Origin of the sequence: Haloprofundus salilacus (assembly GCF_020150815.1) — an archaeon.
Taxonomy (GTDB): domain Archaea; phylum Halobacteriota; class Halobacteria; order Halobacteriales; family Haloferacaceae; genus Haloprofundus; species Haloprofundus salilacus.
On record NZ_CP083723.1, the window covers coordinates 472,643 to 488,392 of the forward strand.

The 15,750-nt window shown below is 64.9% G+C and carries 14 protein-coding genes; 2 read left to right on the forward strand and 12 right to left on the reverse strand.

Going from position 1 to position 15,750, the window contains the following annotated elements; genetic code table 11:
- Positions 1–33: 33 nt before the first annotated feature.
- The 3 genes from LAQ58_RS02330 to LAQ58_RS02340 form a co-directional block, all read right to left on the reverse strand.
- Positions 34–396 carry a hypothetical protein gene (locus tag LAQ58_RS02330; RefSeq protein ID WP_224449017.1) on the reverse strand — a complete coding sequence of 121 codons (363 nt, stop codon included), beginning with the start codon at positions 394–396 and terminating at the stop codon, positions 34–36.
- Between the two features lies 1 nt (position 397).
- Positions 398–637: an amphi-Trp domain-containing protein gene (locus LAQ58_RS02335; RefSeq protein WP_224449018.1), complete on the reverse strand. Its 240-nt coding sequence runs from the start codon at positions 635–637 to the stop codon at positions 398–400.
- An 85-nt stretch (positions 638–722) separates the two neighbouring features.
- Positions 723–1,820: a KaiC domain-containing protein gene (locus LAQ58_RS02340; protein WP_224449019.1), complete on the reverse strand. Its 1,098-nt coding sequence runs from the start codon at positions 1,818–1,820 to the stop codon at positions 723–725.
- Positions 1,821–1,968: 148 nt separating this feature from the next.
- Between LAQ58_RS02340 and LAQ58_RS02345 the strand changes: the two genes are divergently transcribed.
- A complete protein-coding gene (locus tag LAQ58_RS02345) occupies positions 1,969–2,838 on the forward strand; it encodes an NAD(+)/NADH kinase (protein WP_224449020.1) in 870 nt (289 codons plus the stop codon).
- 229 nt (positions 2,839–3,067) lie between these two features.
- On the opposite strand, the gene carB is transcribed toward LAQ58_RS02345, so the two are convergent.
- From carB to LAQ58_RS02365, 4 genes are all read right to left on the reverse strand, one after another.
- Positions 3,068–6,280, reverse strand: a complete 3,213-nt coding sequence (carB, locus tag LAQ58_RS02350) for a carbamoyl-phosphate synthase large subunit (RefSeq protein ID WP_224449021.1) — start codon at positions 6,278–6,280, stop codon at positions 3,068–3,070.
- Between the two features lie 376 nt (positions 6,281–6,656).
- Positions 6,657–6,866, reverse strand: a complete 210-nt coding sequence (locus LAQ58_RS02355; RefSeq protein WP_224449022.1) for a hypothetical protein — start codon at positions 6,864–6,866, stop codon at positions 6,657–6,659.
- Between the two features lie 174 nt (positions 6,867–7,040).
- The gene (locus tag LAQ58_RS02360; RefSeq protein WP_224449023.1) at positions 7,041–7,577 is read right to left on the reverse strand and encodes a DUF5815 family protein; all 537 of its coding nucleotides are present in this window, start codon (positions 7,575–7,577) and stop codon (positions 7,041–7,043) included.
- Between the two features lie 41 nt (positions 7,578–7,618).
- Entirely contained in the window at positions 7,619–7,933 is a 315-nt protein-coding gene (locus tag LAQ58_RS02365) for a hypothetical protein (RefSeq protein WP_224449024.1), read from the reverse strand.
- 127 nt (positions 7,934–8,060) lie between these two features.
- Here LAQ58_RS02365 and LAQ58_RS02370 point away from each other — a divergent pair, with 127 nt between their 5' ends.
- Positions 8,061–9,458, forward strand: coding sequence for an NAD(P)/FAD-dependent oxidoreductase (locus LAQ58_RS02370; protein WP_224449025.1), 1,398 nt, complete (start codon positions 8,061–8,063; stop codon positions 9,456–9,458).
- A 1-nt stretch (position 9,459) separates the two neighbouring features.
- Here the strand turns inward: LAQ58_RS02370 and LAQ58_RS02375 are convergent, their stop codons facing one another.
- The 5 genes from LAQ58_RS02375 to LAQ58_RS02395 form a co-directional block, all read right to left on the reverse strand.
- A complete protein-coding gene (locus LAQ58_RS02375) occupies positions 9,460–10,026 on the reverse strand; it encodes a GNAT family N-acetyltransferase (RefSeq protein WP_224449026.1) in 567 nt (188 codons plus the stop codon).
- A 92-nt stretch (positions 10,027–10,118) separates the two neighbouring features.
- Entirely contained in the window at positions 10,119–11,795 is a 1,677-nt protein-coding gene (locus LAQ58_RS02380; protein ID WP_224449027.1) for a hypothetical protein, read from the reverse strand.
- A 6-nt stretch (positions 11,796–11,801) separates the two neighbouring features.
- Entirely contained in the window at positions 11,802–13,181 is a 1,380-nt protein-coding gene (locus tag LAQ58_RS02385; RefSeq protein WP_224449028.1) for an arylsulfotransferase family protein, read from the reverse strand.
- A gap of 505 nt (positions 13,182–13,686) precedes the next feature.
- A complete protein-coding gene (locus LAQ58_RS02390) occupies positions 13,687–14,943 on the reverse strand; it encodes an ABC transporter permease (RefSeq protein WP_224449029.1) in 1,257 nt (418 codons plus the stop codon).
- Entirely contained in the window at positions 14,931–15,734 is an 804-nt protein-coding gene (locus LAQ58_RS02395; RefSeq protein ID WP_224449030.1) for an ABC transporter ATP-binding protein, read from the reverse strand. Before LAQ58_RS02395 ends, LAQ58_RS02390 begins: the two co-directional genes overlap by 13 nt.
- Positions 15,735–15,750: the final 16 nt, after the last annotated feature.

The following is a 15,750-nucleotide window of genomic DNA, read 5'->3' on the forward strand; positions in this document are numbered from 1 at the left end:
CCTGTTTCGCTTTTCGACGTTTCGCGACTTGGTTCAGGCGCCGGGGACGCCCAGCGCGGTCAGGCCGACGAGGCCGAAGAGGCTGAGGACGTACAACACCGCGACGGCGGCCAACCACGCGATGACGCCGATGGCCGTCGCGCTCCCCCACCCGCCGGGGTAGCGCCAGTTGATGACGCCGATCCAGGCCAGAAGCGTCAACACCGGCCCGATTATCGGGAGCCAGCCGAAGAAGAAGCTGACGAGACCCCAGACGAGCGCGCCGATGGCCGCCGTCACGACCGCGTAGCCGAAGCTCGCCTCCTTGTCGATGAGCAGTCTCACCCCGAGGTAGAGGCCGAGTCCTCCGACGAGCAGGTTGACGAGTACGATGAGTACGCTGTCGATGAGCGCCATCTCACTTCACCGTCCACTCGGCGGTGAGCTCGATCGTCTCTTTGTTCCCTCGAAGTGCCGCGGACCGCTCGACCACCGTCACTTCGGTGTCGAACGACTCCGGCGGGTGTACGGTCACGTCTTTGTTTCCGACGGTCAGTCGAACTTCGTCGCCCGACTCCAACTCGTCGGCCAGACTTCGCAGATAGCTTGCGAACTGCGACCTGGTCTGCTCCTGTTTGCTCTCAGTTTTGTCGGCCATACGTGTCTCTCTGTACAACGTAAAAGGAGATAAAAGTCGGCCGACTGTCAATTAGAACTGACACTCACCACGGAGAACCGTTCGCTCAGAAGATGTTCGCCTGCCGGTAGACGCTGATACCGTTCTGGGTGATTTCGTACGGTTTCGTCTCCCGAGAGTGGTTGGCGTCGCGTATCTTCTGAATCTCGATAGCGAGTCGCGTCTCGCGGAAGTTCGACGGCCGGACGTACTGCAGCACGAACACCGCGTCGGTGAGGTACTCGACGATGCCGTGTTTGGAGGTGTACGGACTCTCCTCGCTCGCCTCGGAGGTGAGCATCGTTGTCACGCCGACCTGCTTGAGCGAGCGGGCGAAGTCGAACACCTCGCTGCGCCGCTTCGAGGGGTGGTCGTACATCATCTCCAGCAGCGACACGGAGTCGAGGACGAGTCTGTCGGCCCCGAACTCCTCGATGAGTTCCGGGAGGTCGTTGCGGATGCTCGCGAGGCTGTTGGCCATCTCGATGGGGTCGAGTTCGACGACGGCGAGGCGGTCCTCCTCGACGTACCGCCGGAACGGCCACCCTTTCTCCTCGGCCGTCGACAGCACGGCGTCGCGGCTCTGTTCGAGCGTGATGAACACCGCCCGCCCGTCGTTTCGCAGCGCCTCGTCGAGAAACTGGAGACCGAACGTCGTCTTCCCGGTGCCGGCGCTTCCGATGGCGACCATCAGCGACCGCTTCGGCACGCCGCCGAGAATCATCTCGTCGAGACCGTCGATACCTATTCTGACGCGCTCGATGTCGGAGTCGAACGACGACTCGTCGAACTCGGCGTCGTCGAATGTATCGCCGCCGAAACCGAAGTCGCCACCGCCCGAATCCGAGGCGCCGAACTCGCCGAATCCGAAATCGTCGTCGCCTCCACCGAAGTCGTCACTGTCCCCGAATCCGAAGTCGTAGTCGCCTCCGCCTCCGCCGAACGCCTTGTCGCCGCTTACGTCGTCTCCACCGTCACGTTTGGAGTCGTCTGCCACCGACGGTGTCGATCCCGCGTCTTCGAGTGCTACGCCGTCTTCGACCGACTTCTCGCCATCCGTCTCCGCTTCCTCCGCCTCGTGGCCGCCTTCGCGTTCGTCCGTTTCGTCGGTTCCGTCCGACTCTTCGCGAAGCGCACGCTCGAACCAGTCGTCGTCTCCGCTCATCGGTCCTCCGTCTCGAATGCGGCGCGGCCGGGTCCGACGCGACGATCCCACCCGAGCGGTCGACTGCTCATCGTCTGTTTGTCGGATGCCGCCGGTATCAATGTTGCCCGTACGGTGCGCTTTTGACGGCCGCGGGCGAAGTCGAGGCATGAACGTCGGCATCGTCGCTCAGAAAGGAAATAGTCGAGCGACGTCTCTCGCTGGTGAGATTCGAGAGCGGCTCTCGACGATGGACGTCTCGGTGACGCTGGACGAGGCGACGGGCGAATCGCTCGGTCTCGACGGCCGGCCGGTCGAGACGCTCCACGACTGCGACCTCATCGTCAGTATCGGCGGCGACGGAACGTTTCTCTTCGCGGCCAGCGGCGCGGACGGCACGCCGATTCTCGGAGTCAACCTCGGCGAAGTCGGCTTCCTGAACGCCGTCGGTCCCGACGACGCCGTTGAGGCGGTGATGGCGGAAGTCGCCGCCGTCCGCAACGACGAACAGCGCGTCCGGGTCGTCCCCCGACTTGTCGCCGTCGGCGACGGGTGGCGAAGCGACCCCGCGACGAACGAAGTCGTCGTCCAGGGCGACCGCAGGGGACGCGGCGGCGGCATCGACGTGGAGGTCCGTATCGACGGTTCGCTGTACACCGGCGGTCACGCCGACGGTCTCCTCGTGGCAACGCCGACCGGGAGCACGGCGTACAACCTGAGCGAGCGCGGGCCGCTCGTCCACCCGAGCGTCGGCGGCCTCGTCGTCAACGAGATGTGTCCCGACGAGGGGATGCCGCCGCTTCTCGTCGCACCCGACGCCACGGTGACCGTGACGGTCAACGCCGTCGGTGGACAGAAAACGACCGGCGGACGTCTCGCCAGCGACGCCGCCACCGACGAGGCTGTCGTCGTCAGCGACGGCAAACACTCCTACCCCGTCACACCGCCGACGGAGGTCGAGATTCGGCGGGCGGAGACGCCGCTTCGCATCGCCGGTCCGACCTCGGATTTCTTCGAGGCGCTCAACAAACTCGACTGACCGGGCGGTCGGACACCGAGCAGTCAGGTGACGCTCGTTCTGCCAGCGGTCGGATGAAAAGGTCAGGACCGACCGCTGCGGGCACGCGAGTTGTATGGTGACCAGATCACCAATCCCGGTGCAACGGTCGGTCCTGTGTCGGTATTTACGGGTTCCGGCCGCATAACGGCTTTCTCACCGGCGACGGATAGTCAGTAAACGCTGACGGGCGCGGGAGCGCACCGACCGCTCAGTTACGGCCCCACTCGGCGGCCCGGCGCGGACGGTCAGAGACGGCCATCACGTCGAGCGGTTCGTCGCGGACCGACAGCGCCTCCAGCGCCGCCTCGGTGCTCGCCTCCGTCGAGAAGTACGGCACCTCCTCGGAGACGCAGGTTTCGAGCGTCTCGCGGTCGTCGGAGACGACGAGGTCGACTTCGCCCCGACGAATCGCGGCCGTCAGGTCGTCGAACGTCGCGAGGTCGTAGAACTCCGCGAGACGCCCGCGGAGCGCGTCGGCATCGGCGCCGTCGGGTGCGGGGAACGATTCCCCCGTGAAGTTAGCGACGGCCGTTCCGCCCTCGGGAATCGGCGACCCGGCGGCCGACTGGGCCTTCCCGTACGCTTTGCCGAACGAGCGCGCGGTGCCCATCACCTCGCCAGTCGACTTCATCTCTGGGCCGAGACGGGGGTCGCTGCCCGGCAGGCGGTCGAACGGGAGCACGACCTCCTTGACGCTCGCGTGCTCGGGAATCTGCTCCTCCGCGTCGAGTTCGGCGAGCGTCGCGCCCGCCATCACCTTCGCCGCGAGTTTCGCGATGGGGACGCCCGCGGCCTTCGAGACGAACGGCACCGTCCGCGAGGAGCGCGGGTTCGCTTCGAGGACGTACACCTCGCGGTCCTTCACGGCCAACTGGACGTTCAACAGGCCGACCGTCGAGAGCGCGCGAGCGATGTCCTCGGTGACTTCGCGTACGCGACCCATCGTCTCGGCGTCGAGCGACTGCGGCGGGATGACGCAGGCGGAGTCGCCCGAGTGGACGCCCGCGGACTCGACGTGCTCCATCACGCCGCCGAGTATCACGTCTTTGCCGTCGGCGACGGCGTCCACGTCGAGTTCGATCGCGCCGTCGAGGAACTCGTCGACAAGAATCGGTTTGTCGGGGCTCACGCGGACGGCTTCTTGGATATAGGTCTCCAGTTCGTCGTCGTCGTCGACGACGCGCATCGCGCGGCCGCCGAGGACGTAGCTCGGGCGGACGAGCACAGGGTAGCCGATGTCGTTGGCGAGTTCGAGTGCTTCCGCCTCGGTGGTCGCCGTCCCGCCGCGCGGTTGGGCGACGCCCATCTCGTCCATCAGCGCGTTGAACCGGTCGCGGTCCTCCGCGAGGTCCATCGCCTCGACGGTGGTGCCGAGAATTTCGCAGTCGAGGTTTCTCCGCCGGAGTTCCTCCTCCAGCGGTTCGCCGACGTTCACCGAGGTCTGGCCGCCGAACTGCACCATCACGCCGTCGGCGCCCGTCACCTCGACGATGTCGGCCACCTCCTCGGCGGTTATCGGCTCGAAGAACAGGCCGTCGGAGGTGTCGTAGTCCGTCGAGACGGTTTCCGGATTGTTGTTGACGACGTGGGCGTCGATGCCCATCTCGCGGAGCGCGCGGACCGCGTGCACCGCGCAGTAATCGAACTCGACGCCCTGCCCGATGCGGATGGGTCCGCCGCCGACGACGACGACGCTCGTCGCGTCGCGGTCGACGCGCACCTCGTCGAGCGGGTCGCCGTTGAGGAACTCGGGCTGGCGTGCGGAGTAGTAGTACGGCGTCGACGCCTCGAACTCCCCGGCGCAGGTGTCAACCTGCTTGAACGAGCGGTTCGGGACGCTCATCTCAACTTCCTCGACGCCGACGCCGGCGGTCGCGGCGACTTCGGCGTTCGTGAGTCCCGACGATGCGGCGGCCGAGAAGTCACCTTCGGCGGCGGCGACGGTCGATTCGACGATGCGGCCGTAGCGTTCGACGTACCACGACTCGATGCCCGTCAGTTCCGCCACGTCGGCGACGCTGTACCCGCGCTCGAACGCCTCGAACATCGCGTACGGGCGGTCGGGCGTAGGTCGTTCGAGGTACTCCGCTTCGAGTTCCTCGTCGCTCACGTTCGCCCAGTCGACCGCCGGGTCATACTCCGAGGAGCGAAGCGCCTTCAGCAGCGACTCCTCGAACGTCCGACCGATGGCCATCGCCTCGCCCGTCGACTTCATCGCCGTCCCCAACTCGAAGTCGACGTCCTCGAACTTGTCCTTAGGCCAGCGCGGCACTTTCGTCACGACGTAGTCGATGGCCGGTTCGAAGGCGGCGGTCGTCTCGCCGGTAATTTCGTTCTCTATCTCGTGGAGACGCTTGCCGAGGGCGACTTTCGCCGTCACGCGGGCGATGGGGTAGCCGGTCGCCTTCGACGCCAGCGCCGACGAGCGCGAGACGCGCGGGTTCACTTCCACCACGCGGTACTCGCCGCCGGGGGTGCCGTCGTCGTGCCACGCGAACTGGATGTTACAGCCACCTTGAATCCCGAGTTCGCGGATGACGTCGAGCGCCGCGGTCCGCATCTCCTGGTGGCCGTCGTCAGGAATCACCTGCGAGGGCGTCACGACGACGGACTCGCCGGTGTGGATGCCCATCGGGTCGAGATTCTCCATGTTGCAGATGATGATGCAGGAGTCGTCGGCGTCGCGCATCACCTCGTACTCGAGTTCGACCCACCCGGCGATGGATTCGGTGACGAGCACCTCGCTGTTGCGCGAGAGGCGCAGGCCTTTGCGGACGCGTTCGACCAGTTCATCCATCTCGTTGACGACGCCCGACCCCGACCCGCCGAGGGTGTACGTCGTCCGCGCGATGACGGGTAGGCCGCCGACTTCCTCGACGGCGGCGTCGATGCGGTCGCGGAGCGCCACTTCGTCGAGGTTCGTTACCGACTCGCCCTCGTCGAGCGAGATGGTCGTCGAGCGCGGCATCGGTTGGCCGATCTTCTCCATCCGCTGGCGGAACAGGTCGCGATCCTCCGTCGCGTAGATGGTGTCGAGCGGCGTCCCCATGATTTCGACGTCGTGTTCCTCCAGAACGCCTTCCTCAGCGAGTTCGGCGGTGACGTTCAGTCCCGTCTGACCGCCGAGTCCGGCGATGACGCCGTCGGGTTGTTCCTTCTCGATGATTTCGGAGATAGCTTCGGTCGTGATTGGTTCGATGTACACCCGGTCGGCCATCTCCGGGTCGGTCATGATGGTCGCGGGGTTCGAGTTGACGAGGACGACTCGCGCTCCTTCCTCTCGGAGCGCCCGGCACGCTTGCGCGCCAGAGTAGTCGAACTCCGCCGCCTGTCCGATCTGGATGGGGCCGCTACCGATGAGCAGGATGGTCCGGTCGTCGGACGCCGCCCGCTCGTCTGTCGAGAGTGCCTCGTCGGTCATCGTTCCACGAAAGTTCGCACATCGTAATAAGCCCGGCGAATTAATGCGATATCCGCAGCCTCTTTTCGAATATCGAAATCCCCTCCGCGACCCCTGCTTCTCAGACCGAAGACGGGTCTCGAATCGCAGAAATTTGCCACCGAGAAACCGTGTACTCCGGACGAAAGCCACGACCTCACGCCGCCGAGACTCGGTAGAAGCGACGTGTGGGGGCACGTCGTTCGTGGCTTCCGATTTCACACTCGAACCAGAAGCCACTCCGTCGTACGTGGTCGCTACAATAACTGTTGGCGCCGGCTGCGGTGTGACGTGCCAGCCCGTCGGTCGGTTTTGGTCGGTTCGCTCGCCTTCGGCGCCTCCGTCCGACGGCGTCCGTTCAGTCGAGTCGATACCGGTACGGCGTCCCGCGGATGACGGTCACACCGCCGTTTTCGGCGTAGTGACCGAGCACCGTCGCGACGCGGTGCGAACTGTTCAACTTCTCGTGCTCTTCGAGAGACGACGTGATCTCGCGCGCGGTCATCGGCTGCTCTGCCTCGGAGAGCACACCCTTGATACGCTCGAACTCCCCACGATGGGTGTGCATAAACGTGTAATCTCCTTCGAAGCTCTTAGTACTGCGTACGCCAGGCGTCTGACGCTCTCACTAGGTGGATAGAGACCAGAATCATATGAATACAGTATCGAACAAAACACAGTCTTACGTTCCGTAAGACGATTCGAACGACACGATGCTGCAGTCGACGCTGCAGTCGGAGGGTTACTGCGCGTACACGTCGTCCGACGACAGGTCGCGCTGGGCGCGGTACTGCTCGACGAACTCGCTCACGTCGAACTCCAGCATCTTCGTCTCGAACTGCGAGAGCGCGTCGTCGTCGTCGGCGTGACTCACCGCGTGCTCCATCAGTTCGACGATGAGTTCGACGATTATCTCGTGGAGGCGACGCGAGTCGAAGTCGGTCACCCACACCATCGCGTAACCGACCTGCTGGTCTTCGCTCACGTCCTCGCTCGCGACCCGGTCGGGGAACTCTTCGAGGACGATACCCATCAGGTGCGGCGTGCCGAACTCGGGCATCTCCTCGCTCGTCGTCTCGATCGCCTCGCGCAACACTTCGACGAGAAAGTCGGGGACGAACCGCTCGGGCGGGTGCGAGTCGGTGACGACGGCGTGCGTCTCGCCGCACGCGCAGTCGAACTCGCGCATCCCCAGATCGAGGTCTCTGATGTGTTTGGTCTCGCCGCAGGGAAGTTCGAGTTCGTCGCCCCCGCCTCCGGGGACGCGCGGTTGTGCCATACCTTCGATTGCAGCCTCGAAGGTTTAAAAAACGCGCTTGCTCACTCCTCGTCGTCTTCGTCGTCACCCACTTCTTCCGACTCCGCCTCCTCGATGTCGTTCTCGCTCTCGCTCGCGGCGTCGACGCCGCCGGGCGCCACGTCCTCCGTCGACTCCTCGAACTCGCTCAGTTCGGCGTCCTCCTCGTCGTTCTCGGATTCGACGCCTTCGATCTCGAGTTCGACTTCGATGGAGACGCCGTCGACCTCCAGTTCGGCCTCGGCGCTCCGCGTCTCGCCGACTTCGATCTCGAGTTCCTGTCGGTCGACCTCCACCTCTACTTCGACATCCACGTCAACGTCAGGTTGATCTGCCATGGATGGGGATACGTGAGAGAGCGCCAAATAGCTCCGTGGTCGCAGAACCACCTACGGAGTGATAACAAGCGCCTACCGCGGCGAACGAGCCACAAGCGACTTACCTCGATACGTCGCAGTACCGGGTATGATAAGCGTCGTTGGCGGCGGCATCGCCGGACTCGCCTGCGCGTATCGTCTCCAGCAACACGGTCACGACGTGCGCGTCTTCGAGGCGACGGAGGACGTCGGCGGACTGGCCGCCGTCTACGAGACGAAGGGCGACCCGATAGAGAAGTTCTACCACCACCTCTCGAAGTCCGAGGAGACCATCGTCGAACTCGCCGAGGAACTCGGCGTCGGCGACAAACTGGAGTGGCTCGTCGGCAAGAACGGCTACTACTTCGACGGCGAGGTGTACCCGATGGACACGCCGTGGGAGATTCTCGCGTTCCCCCATCTCAACGTCTACGACAAGTTCCGTCTCACGATGCTCACCCAGGAGATAGACGTGCGCGAGGGGAGACCGAAGTTCGACACCTACGAGAATATCGAGGATTTCGAACACGTCCCGCTCAAGGAGTTCATCGTCGACCACACGACGCAGAACGTCTACGACAACTTCTTCGAACCTCTGCTCGACGCGAAGTTCGGCAGTCGCAAGGACGACGTGAGCGCGGCGTGGCTCCTCGGCCGCGTCAAATTCCGCGGCGAGCGCGACCTGCTGCGCGGCGAGATTCTCGGCTACTTCCAGGGCGGATTCGCGCCGTTCGTCGACGCGCTCGTCGACGCCGTCGGCCGCGAGAACATCGTCACGAACGCGCGCGTGACCGAACTGGAGATTGGCGACGACGGCGTGGAGTCGATAACGGTCGAAGAGGACGGCGCTGGCGACGCTGTGGCCGCCGCCGACGGCGGGGCCGTGGGTAGCGCGGCCGCGGAAGCGGCGGAACCCGACTCGACCGCGACGACGTACGAAACCGACGCCATCGTCTGCGCGACGATGCCGAACGTCTTAGAGGACCTCACCGGCTACCGCTGCGACATCGACTTCCAGGGCGCGGTCTGCGCCGTCGTGACGATGGACGAGCAACTGACCGACACCTACTGGCTCAACGTCGCCCACGACGCGCCGTTCGGCGCGCTCATCGAGCACACGAACTTCGTTCCGCCGGAGCGCTACGGGGGCGACCACCTGCTGTACATCGCCAGCTACATCCAGGATTACGAGGAGGAACTCTGGCAGATGTCGGACGAAGAGGTCGAGGAGACGTGGCTCTCGGAGTTGGAGACGATGTTCCCGAACTTCCACCGACGCCTCGTGAGCGAGTTCCGCCTCGCGCGCAACCCCCGCGCCGCGCCCGTCTACGAGCGCGGCTACCGCGACATGGTCGTCCCGTACGACCTCGGCGACGACATCGGCGAGGGAATCTACTACGCGGGGATGGCCAGCGCCGCACAGTACCCCGAGCGCAGCCTCAACGGCGGCATCGTCGCGGGCTACGAGTGCGCCGACAGAATCGACGAGAAAGGTCGACTCGACTGAGTCACGCACCGCTTTCTTCGCGCTGTTGGCGCCACTCGCGACGGAGTAGGCCGTACCGAACGGTGTCGACGTACTCGCCGTCGACGAAGCGGTCCATCCGGGTACACCCCTCTTCGGAGAACCCGAGCGACTCCAGTAGTCCGCGCGAAGTGTCGTTGAACTCGTACGCGCACGCGCCAACCGCCGGATGGGCGTAGGTGCGGAAGACGTAGTCGACGAGGAGCGAGACCGACTCTTTTCCGTAGCCCTCGCCGTGAACTTCGGAGACGAGCCAGTACGTGAGTTCGGGGCGACGCCAGTCGGCGTCTTCCACTGAGACGACGCCGATGGGTCTCACGTGGTCTTCGTCGGCGTCGCCGGGGCTCGCGTCGTCGGCGTCGAGAGAGACCACGAGTCGGACCGCCTCGTCGTCGGTCCACGTTTCGAGTTCCGCTCGACTCTTCACCGGGCTGCCGAGGGGATATCGAATCTCGGGGTTCGCGTGCGCGCGCTGAAGAAACGGGATGTCCTCAGGTTCGAACGTTCGGAGAGCGACTCGCTCACCACTCGTGACGACGGCTCCGGGCATGCGAACTCCGAACCGGACAACCGAAATACGTGTTCCGGTCGACAACTTCCGTCCCGCGCTCCCCGAGCGGCCGACTCGAATGCGCTTCCCCGTCACTCGCTGAGTTCGAACACCATCGCGCCGCGGTTCTCGTAGACGAGTTCGTATCGTTCGGAGTCGACGAGCTCCTGTCGCATCTCCGACGACTGTATGCTCTCCATCCCGCGGATGGAGTACTCGCCCTTCGGGACGTACAGATACTCCGGCGTCGTCCCCGATTCGGTGAGATACTTCGTGATACAGGCTTCGCTCCGACAGGTCGAGAGGCGGTTGAACAGGCCGAGCTGCTGCTCGTACTGCGCCTGCCCGCGCCACTCCACCCCCCACGGCCCGACCAGAATCGTCCGGTCGGTGTACAGCGGGAACCACTCGGCGGCGTCGCCGACGACGACGAAGGTGGCGTCGGGTTCGGTGTTCTCGTCGACCCACTCCATCGCTTCCACGTCCGACCCGTTGATGAACGCCGGCTGCGACGTGCTTCCGGCGTGCGAGTCGAGGTGTCCGCCCGCGTAGAACACCGAGACACTCATTCCGAGAATCGCGATGAGGAATATCGTTGCCAGTTCGGCCCGGCGGCGCCGCTGCGGCGATATCGACAGCCGCCGATAGGCGAGACGAAGCACGTCGAAGAGGACGACGGCGGTCATGAGCGGGCCGAGCGTGAAAACGAACCGCGGTTTCGAGACGAAGACGATACAGAGCGCGAACCAGCCGGGGAGGAAGAACTCGCGCCGCCACGCGAGGTAGACGCCCGAGAAGATGTACAGCACGAAGAACGCTGACGTGATCATCATCCCGAACGACTGCAGGTTGAACAGCCCCGGTCGGATGGAGAACAGCACCGCCGGCGGGTTGAACGACGCTGACCCGGGGACGAACGTCGGCACTAACTCGAACAGTTGCTTGCCGATGCCGCCGTGGGTCCCCGCGGCCCCGGCGAAGACGCCGACGCCGTGGTTCGAGATCACCGTCAACCACCACGGCGAGGCGAGCGCGATGCCGCCGCCGGCGACGGCCGCGCCTTCGAGCAGACCGGTGAGACTCCGGTCGAAGTAGACGAACAGCCAGATGTACGACAGACCGAAGAACGCCACGTACACCGGATGTGTCAGTATCGTCAGTCCGAACAGGAGCATCGACGGCCAGAGCCACCGCCGGTCACGCGTCGTGAACAGCTTCACCCCGGTGTAGAGACCGCTGTAGAGCCACACAGCGCCGAGCGAGCGGACGAACCCGCCGCCGGAGATGTGCCACTGCAGAATCGGCGGGCCGACGGCGACGAGGATGGCCGCCAGTCCGGCCTGTCGCTCCGAGCGGAGCAGTTCGCGCGCGAGCATGTAGAACGGCACGAGGTAGACGACGGTCAGAAAACCGGGAACGTACCGGCTTATCGTCAGAAACGAGAGTCCGAACGCGTCGTGGAGCACCGCCGCGAGGTAGAACCCCAGCGGCGGGTAGGCGAAGGGGATGCCCTCGGGCGTGTAGTGGGGGATGACTGCCGGGAGCGCGTACCCTTCGCGGAGTATCTGTTCGGCCATGTAGAGGAACAGCCCCGCCCCGAACGCGGGGTACGGGTGGGTGACGACGTACGCGGTGTACGTCGCTAGCGCGACGACGATCGCCGGCGTGAGCCACGCGAACTCGCCGGCGACAGTCTCGAGTCGGCCGAACATCGACTCCTGTCGTCGTCTCACACCGTCCGTGTTCGTCAGTTTTCGTGGGTCCATCATCGAGAGTTACTTTCTCCGGAGCCGTGCGGGAGACTGCAGTCGAAGCCGATACGGCGACCAGCGCCACTCGAGGACGGCCCACCCGACGCCGACGACGACGAGCGCGACGAGCGCGCCCGCTTCGATCGGTCCCATCCACCCCGGAACGAGGTAGACGATACCGTTGAGCAGCGACCCCGGAACGACGCTCCGAACCGTGAGCCACGCGCTCGTCAGCAGCGTTTTGTCATCCCCGCCGGTGTCGTCGACGGTTCGCGACGGCAGTCCGAGGCTCGCGGCGCTCTCGCCGCCGCTGGACTCGTCGCCGGTTTCGAGTCGCTCGGACTCGTAGGGGAACGCGACGTCCGCCTGCCAGACGATCTCGCCGTTGCGGTCTATCTCGAACACGCGGTTGCCGTTGGAGTCGGAGATGAGCGTGTGGCCGTTCGGCAGTCGGTCGGCGTCGCGAACCCACTGCATCCGTGCGTCCTGCCACTGCCACGTCCGGTTCCACGTCCCGTTCTCGCGCTGGTATTCGACGACGCGGTTGTTCTCGGAGTCGGCGACCAGAACGGCCGGGCCGCCCTCGTTCTCGGGGATGTAGTCGGGGTTGTGCTGCTCGTAGAGGGTGTCGTAGTCGTCCTCCGCGCCGAGCGTCCAGTTCTCCTGAAGGCCTGTCTGCGGGTCCAAGAAGACGACGCGGTCCTGATTGCGGAGGCTGACCATCAGGCGGCCGTCGTCGAGCACCTCCACGTCGTTGACGTGGGTCCAGTCGCGCGGGTACTCCCCGCCGCTTTCGAGCGAGAACTCCTGCTGAGCCTCCCACTCCCACGTCGTTAGTCCGGTCTCGACGTCGAAGACGAACACCCGGTCGCGGTAGATGTCGGCGACGGCGTAGTGCGTCTCGTTGACGCGGTCCACGTCGTGCCAGCGCGTCGAGTGTTTGTGCGGCGTGATGCGCGAGTAGAGGCGCTCCGTCTCGCCCGTCGAGAGGTTGGCGCGTTCGACGACGTTCCGGGTGCAGACGGTCGTCGCCGAGCACTCCTCGCCGTCGAGATGCATCGACGCGGTGTACAGCACCGTGTACTCGCCTTCGGGGCTCGGGTCGACGTCCCAGTACCGATTGTACGTGCTGTTGTAGTACAGCGTCGACCCGTCGGGGTTGAACGCGACCAGTTCGGATTTCGTCCGCGGGGTGTCGCCTTCGTCGGCGAGGACGGCGCTGGAATCGGTGGCGATCACCGTCGTGCCGTTGGCGGGCGGAACGGAGTCGCCCTCGCCGTCGAGAAACACTCCGGAAGCGTCGGCGCTGCTGGCACCGGCGGTCTGCTGCCCGGCGACCAGCGTCAGCGCCGAGAGGACAACGACTGCCGCGAGCGCCGCTCGAAAGACCGTTCGGGAGACCATCTTAGACCCCGACCCGTGCGGACCGGAACTGTTCGAAGCGGCGCGTGGACCGTGCCCGTCTTCGGCGTGAGAAGCGGGTGGAACGCCCGAGGCGGCCGGCGACCGGAGGGGCCCGCCCGAGACGGTCCGAGACGGGAACCGCTCCCGTCGGTCGAAAACGTGCGCTCATTCAACCTTCCTTTCGTGCTTCGCCCTAATAATCGTCGCTATCGTTGCCGCGAGTTTGCTCCTGTTTCACCGCCCCTGACCGAAGCGGCGGCCCGAGGAAACTTCCAATTGAAATACGGCAGAGGCGCCGCCGACAGCGCCTCTTTCGGACATTCTGCGCTCGCTCGCCGGTAAGATTCCCCTACGGTCGAACGGACCGGTCGGGTTCGGTCGACGCTCCCGGCACGGAGCGCGTTTCGCCGACGTACGGGCGATAGACCGGCGTTAGAAGTCGACTTCGGCAGATATTCCGGAATGTGGCCGCGGATGCGGTCGCGGAAACGACTCGTTGAAACTACTACTCGTGTCTGAGTGCATCTATCGGGTCGACCGTTGCGGCGCTCCAGGCGGGGTACACGCCGGCGAACACGCCGACGAGCGGTCCCACGACGATGGAGACGACGAACCAGAGCGGACGAATCCGCAGCGGCAAGTCGATGAGCACCGTCGCGGCGTAGCCGCCGCCGATCCCGACGAGCGCGCCGAACACCGACCCGAACAGCCCCAACAGTATCGCTTCCAGCAGGAACAACTGCATGATGTCGCCGCGCTTGGCTCCGACGGCTTTCATGATACCGATCTCCCGGGTTCGCTCGGTGACGCTGACGAGCATGATGTTCGCGATGCCGATGGCGCCGACGACGAGTGAGATGACGGCGATGCCGGTGATGTAGGCGGTGAACGTATTACTTACCTGTCGTATCTGGTCGACGAGTTGGTCGTACGTCGTCACCTCGAACTGGTAGCCCTCGGCTTTGAGAATCCGGGCGTCGGATCGCTCGGTGAGATACGAGATGATTCGACCCTGCACCGCCTCTATCTCCTCAATGCTGCCGGCGCTGACGAGCACCTGCGAGTACACCCGTTGCTGCTCCTGCGTGGTCGGACTGATGACCGTCCGCTCGTAGAACGGATTCGTCGGCGCGTAGATGCTCGGTCGTGCGCTGCCGGTGAGCGCGCCCGCGCCCTCCTGTGACGCCTCCGCGATACCGACGACGGTCGCGTTTATCGGCTGTCCGTTCGCGGCCCGCGCGAGCGTGATGTTCTCGCCGACGGTGACGTTCTCGGCGAACATCTGCGCTGCTGGTCGGTTCAAGACGACTTCCCGCTGGCCGGCACGGTACGATCTCCCTTCGACAATCCGCTGGCCCTTCAACTGGAAGTACTGCGGTCTCGACACCGTCACCCACTGCCTACCGACCGAGTCGTTCTGATAACTCACCTGCGACGTGGCGATGCCGCCGACGGGAACGGCGGCGGCGACGCCCTCTACCTGTCGGATCTGGGCCACGTCGTGCTGGGTGAACACCGACTGTCCGCCCTGCCCGAGTTGCGGAATGCCGCCTTCGGTCTGCGAGGACGCGGAGACGTACATCACGTCCTGGTTGTTCCCGGCGATGGTGTTGACGATGTCCGCCTGGAGACTCGCCCCCAGCGTGACGAACGCGATGACGGCGGCGACGCCGATGATGACCCCGAGCGTCGTCAGCGTCGAGCGGAGTTTGTGGCCTACGATGCTCCGCCAACTCATCCGGAGGTTCTCTAAGAGGTCCACGCTTCACCCTCCGGCGTTTCGTCGCCTGCGTTCGTGACGCTCCCGGCCTCGTCCACGGACGGAATCCGACGCTGTCCCCCGAGCTCCTCGATGCGTTCTATCTCGCCGTCAAGGACGTGGACGATTCGCTCGGCGTGTTCGGCGATATCCCGCTCGTGGGTCACCATCAGAATCGTGTTCCCGCGGTCGTACAGTTCCTCGAGCAGTCGCATTATCTGGCGGCTCGTCTCGCTGTCGAGGCTCCCGGTCGGTTCGTCGGCGAGGATGATCGCCGGGTCGTTGACGAGCGCGCGTGCGACGGCGACGCGCTGGCGCTGACCGCCTGAGAGTTCGGTCGGTTTGTGGTCGAGACGGTCCTCTAGCCCCACGTCGGCCAAAAGCGACTTGGCCCGTTGCGTCCGTTCATCACGCGACACGTCCCGGAACGCCAGCGGCATGGCGACGTTCTCCAGCGCCGTCAGTCGCGGCATCAGATTGAACGTCTGGAAGATGAAGCCGATTTTCGTTCCGCGGACATCCGCTCGCTCGGCGTCCGACAGCTTCGTTACGTTCGTTCCGTCGATGCGTATCTCGCCCGCGGTGGGCGTGTCCAAACAGCCGATGAGGTTGAGAAGCGTACTCTTGCCGGAGCCGCTCGGTCCCATGATGCTGACGTACGACCCCCGTGGCACGTCCAGCGACACGTCGTCGAGTACCGGTACCGGCTCGCCGAGTTCGTACACTTTGTACACTCCCGATAGTGACACGACGGCGTCCTCGTCCGTTCTTCCGCCGTCGGTGCGCGCGTCCATATACGCTAAACGAGCG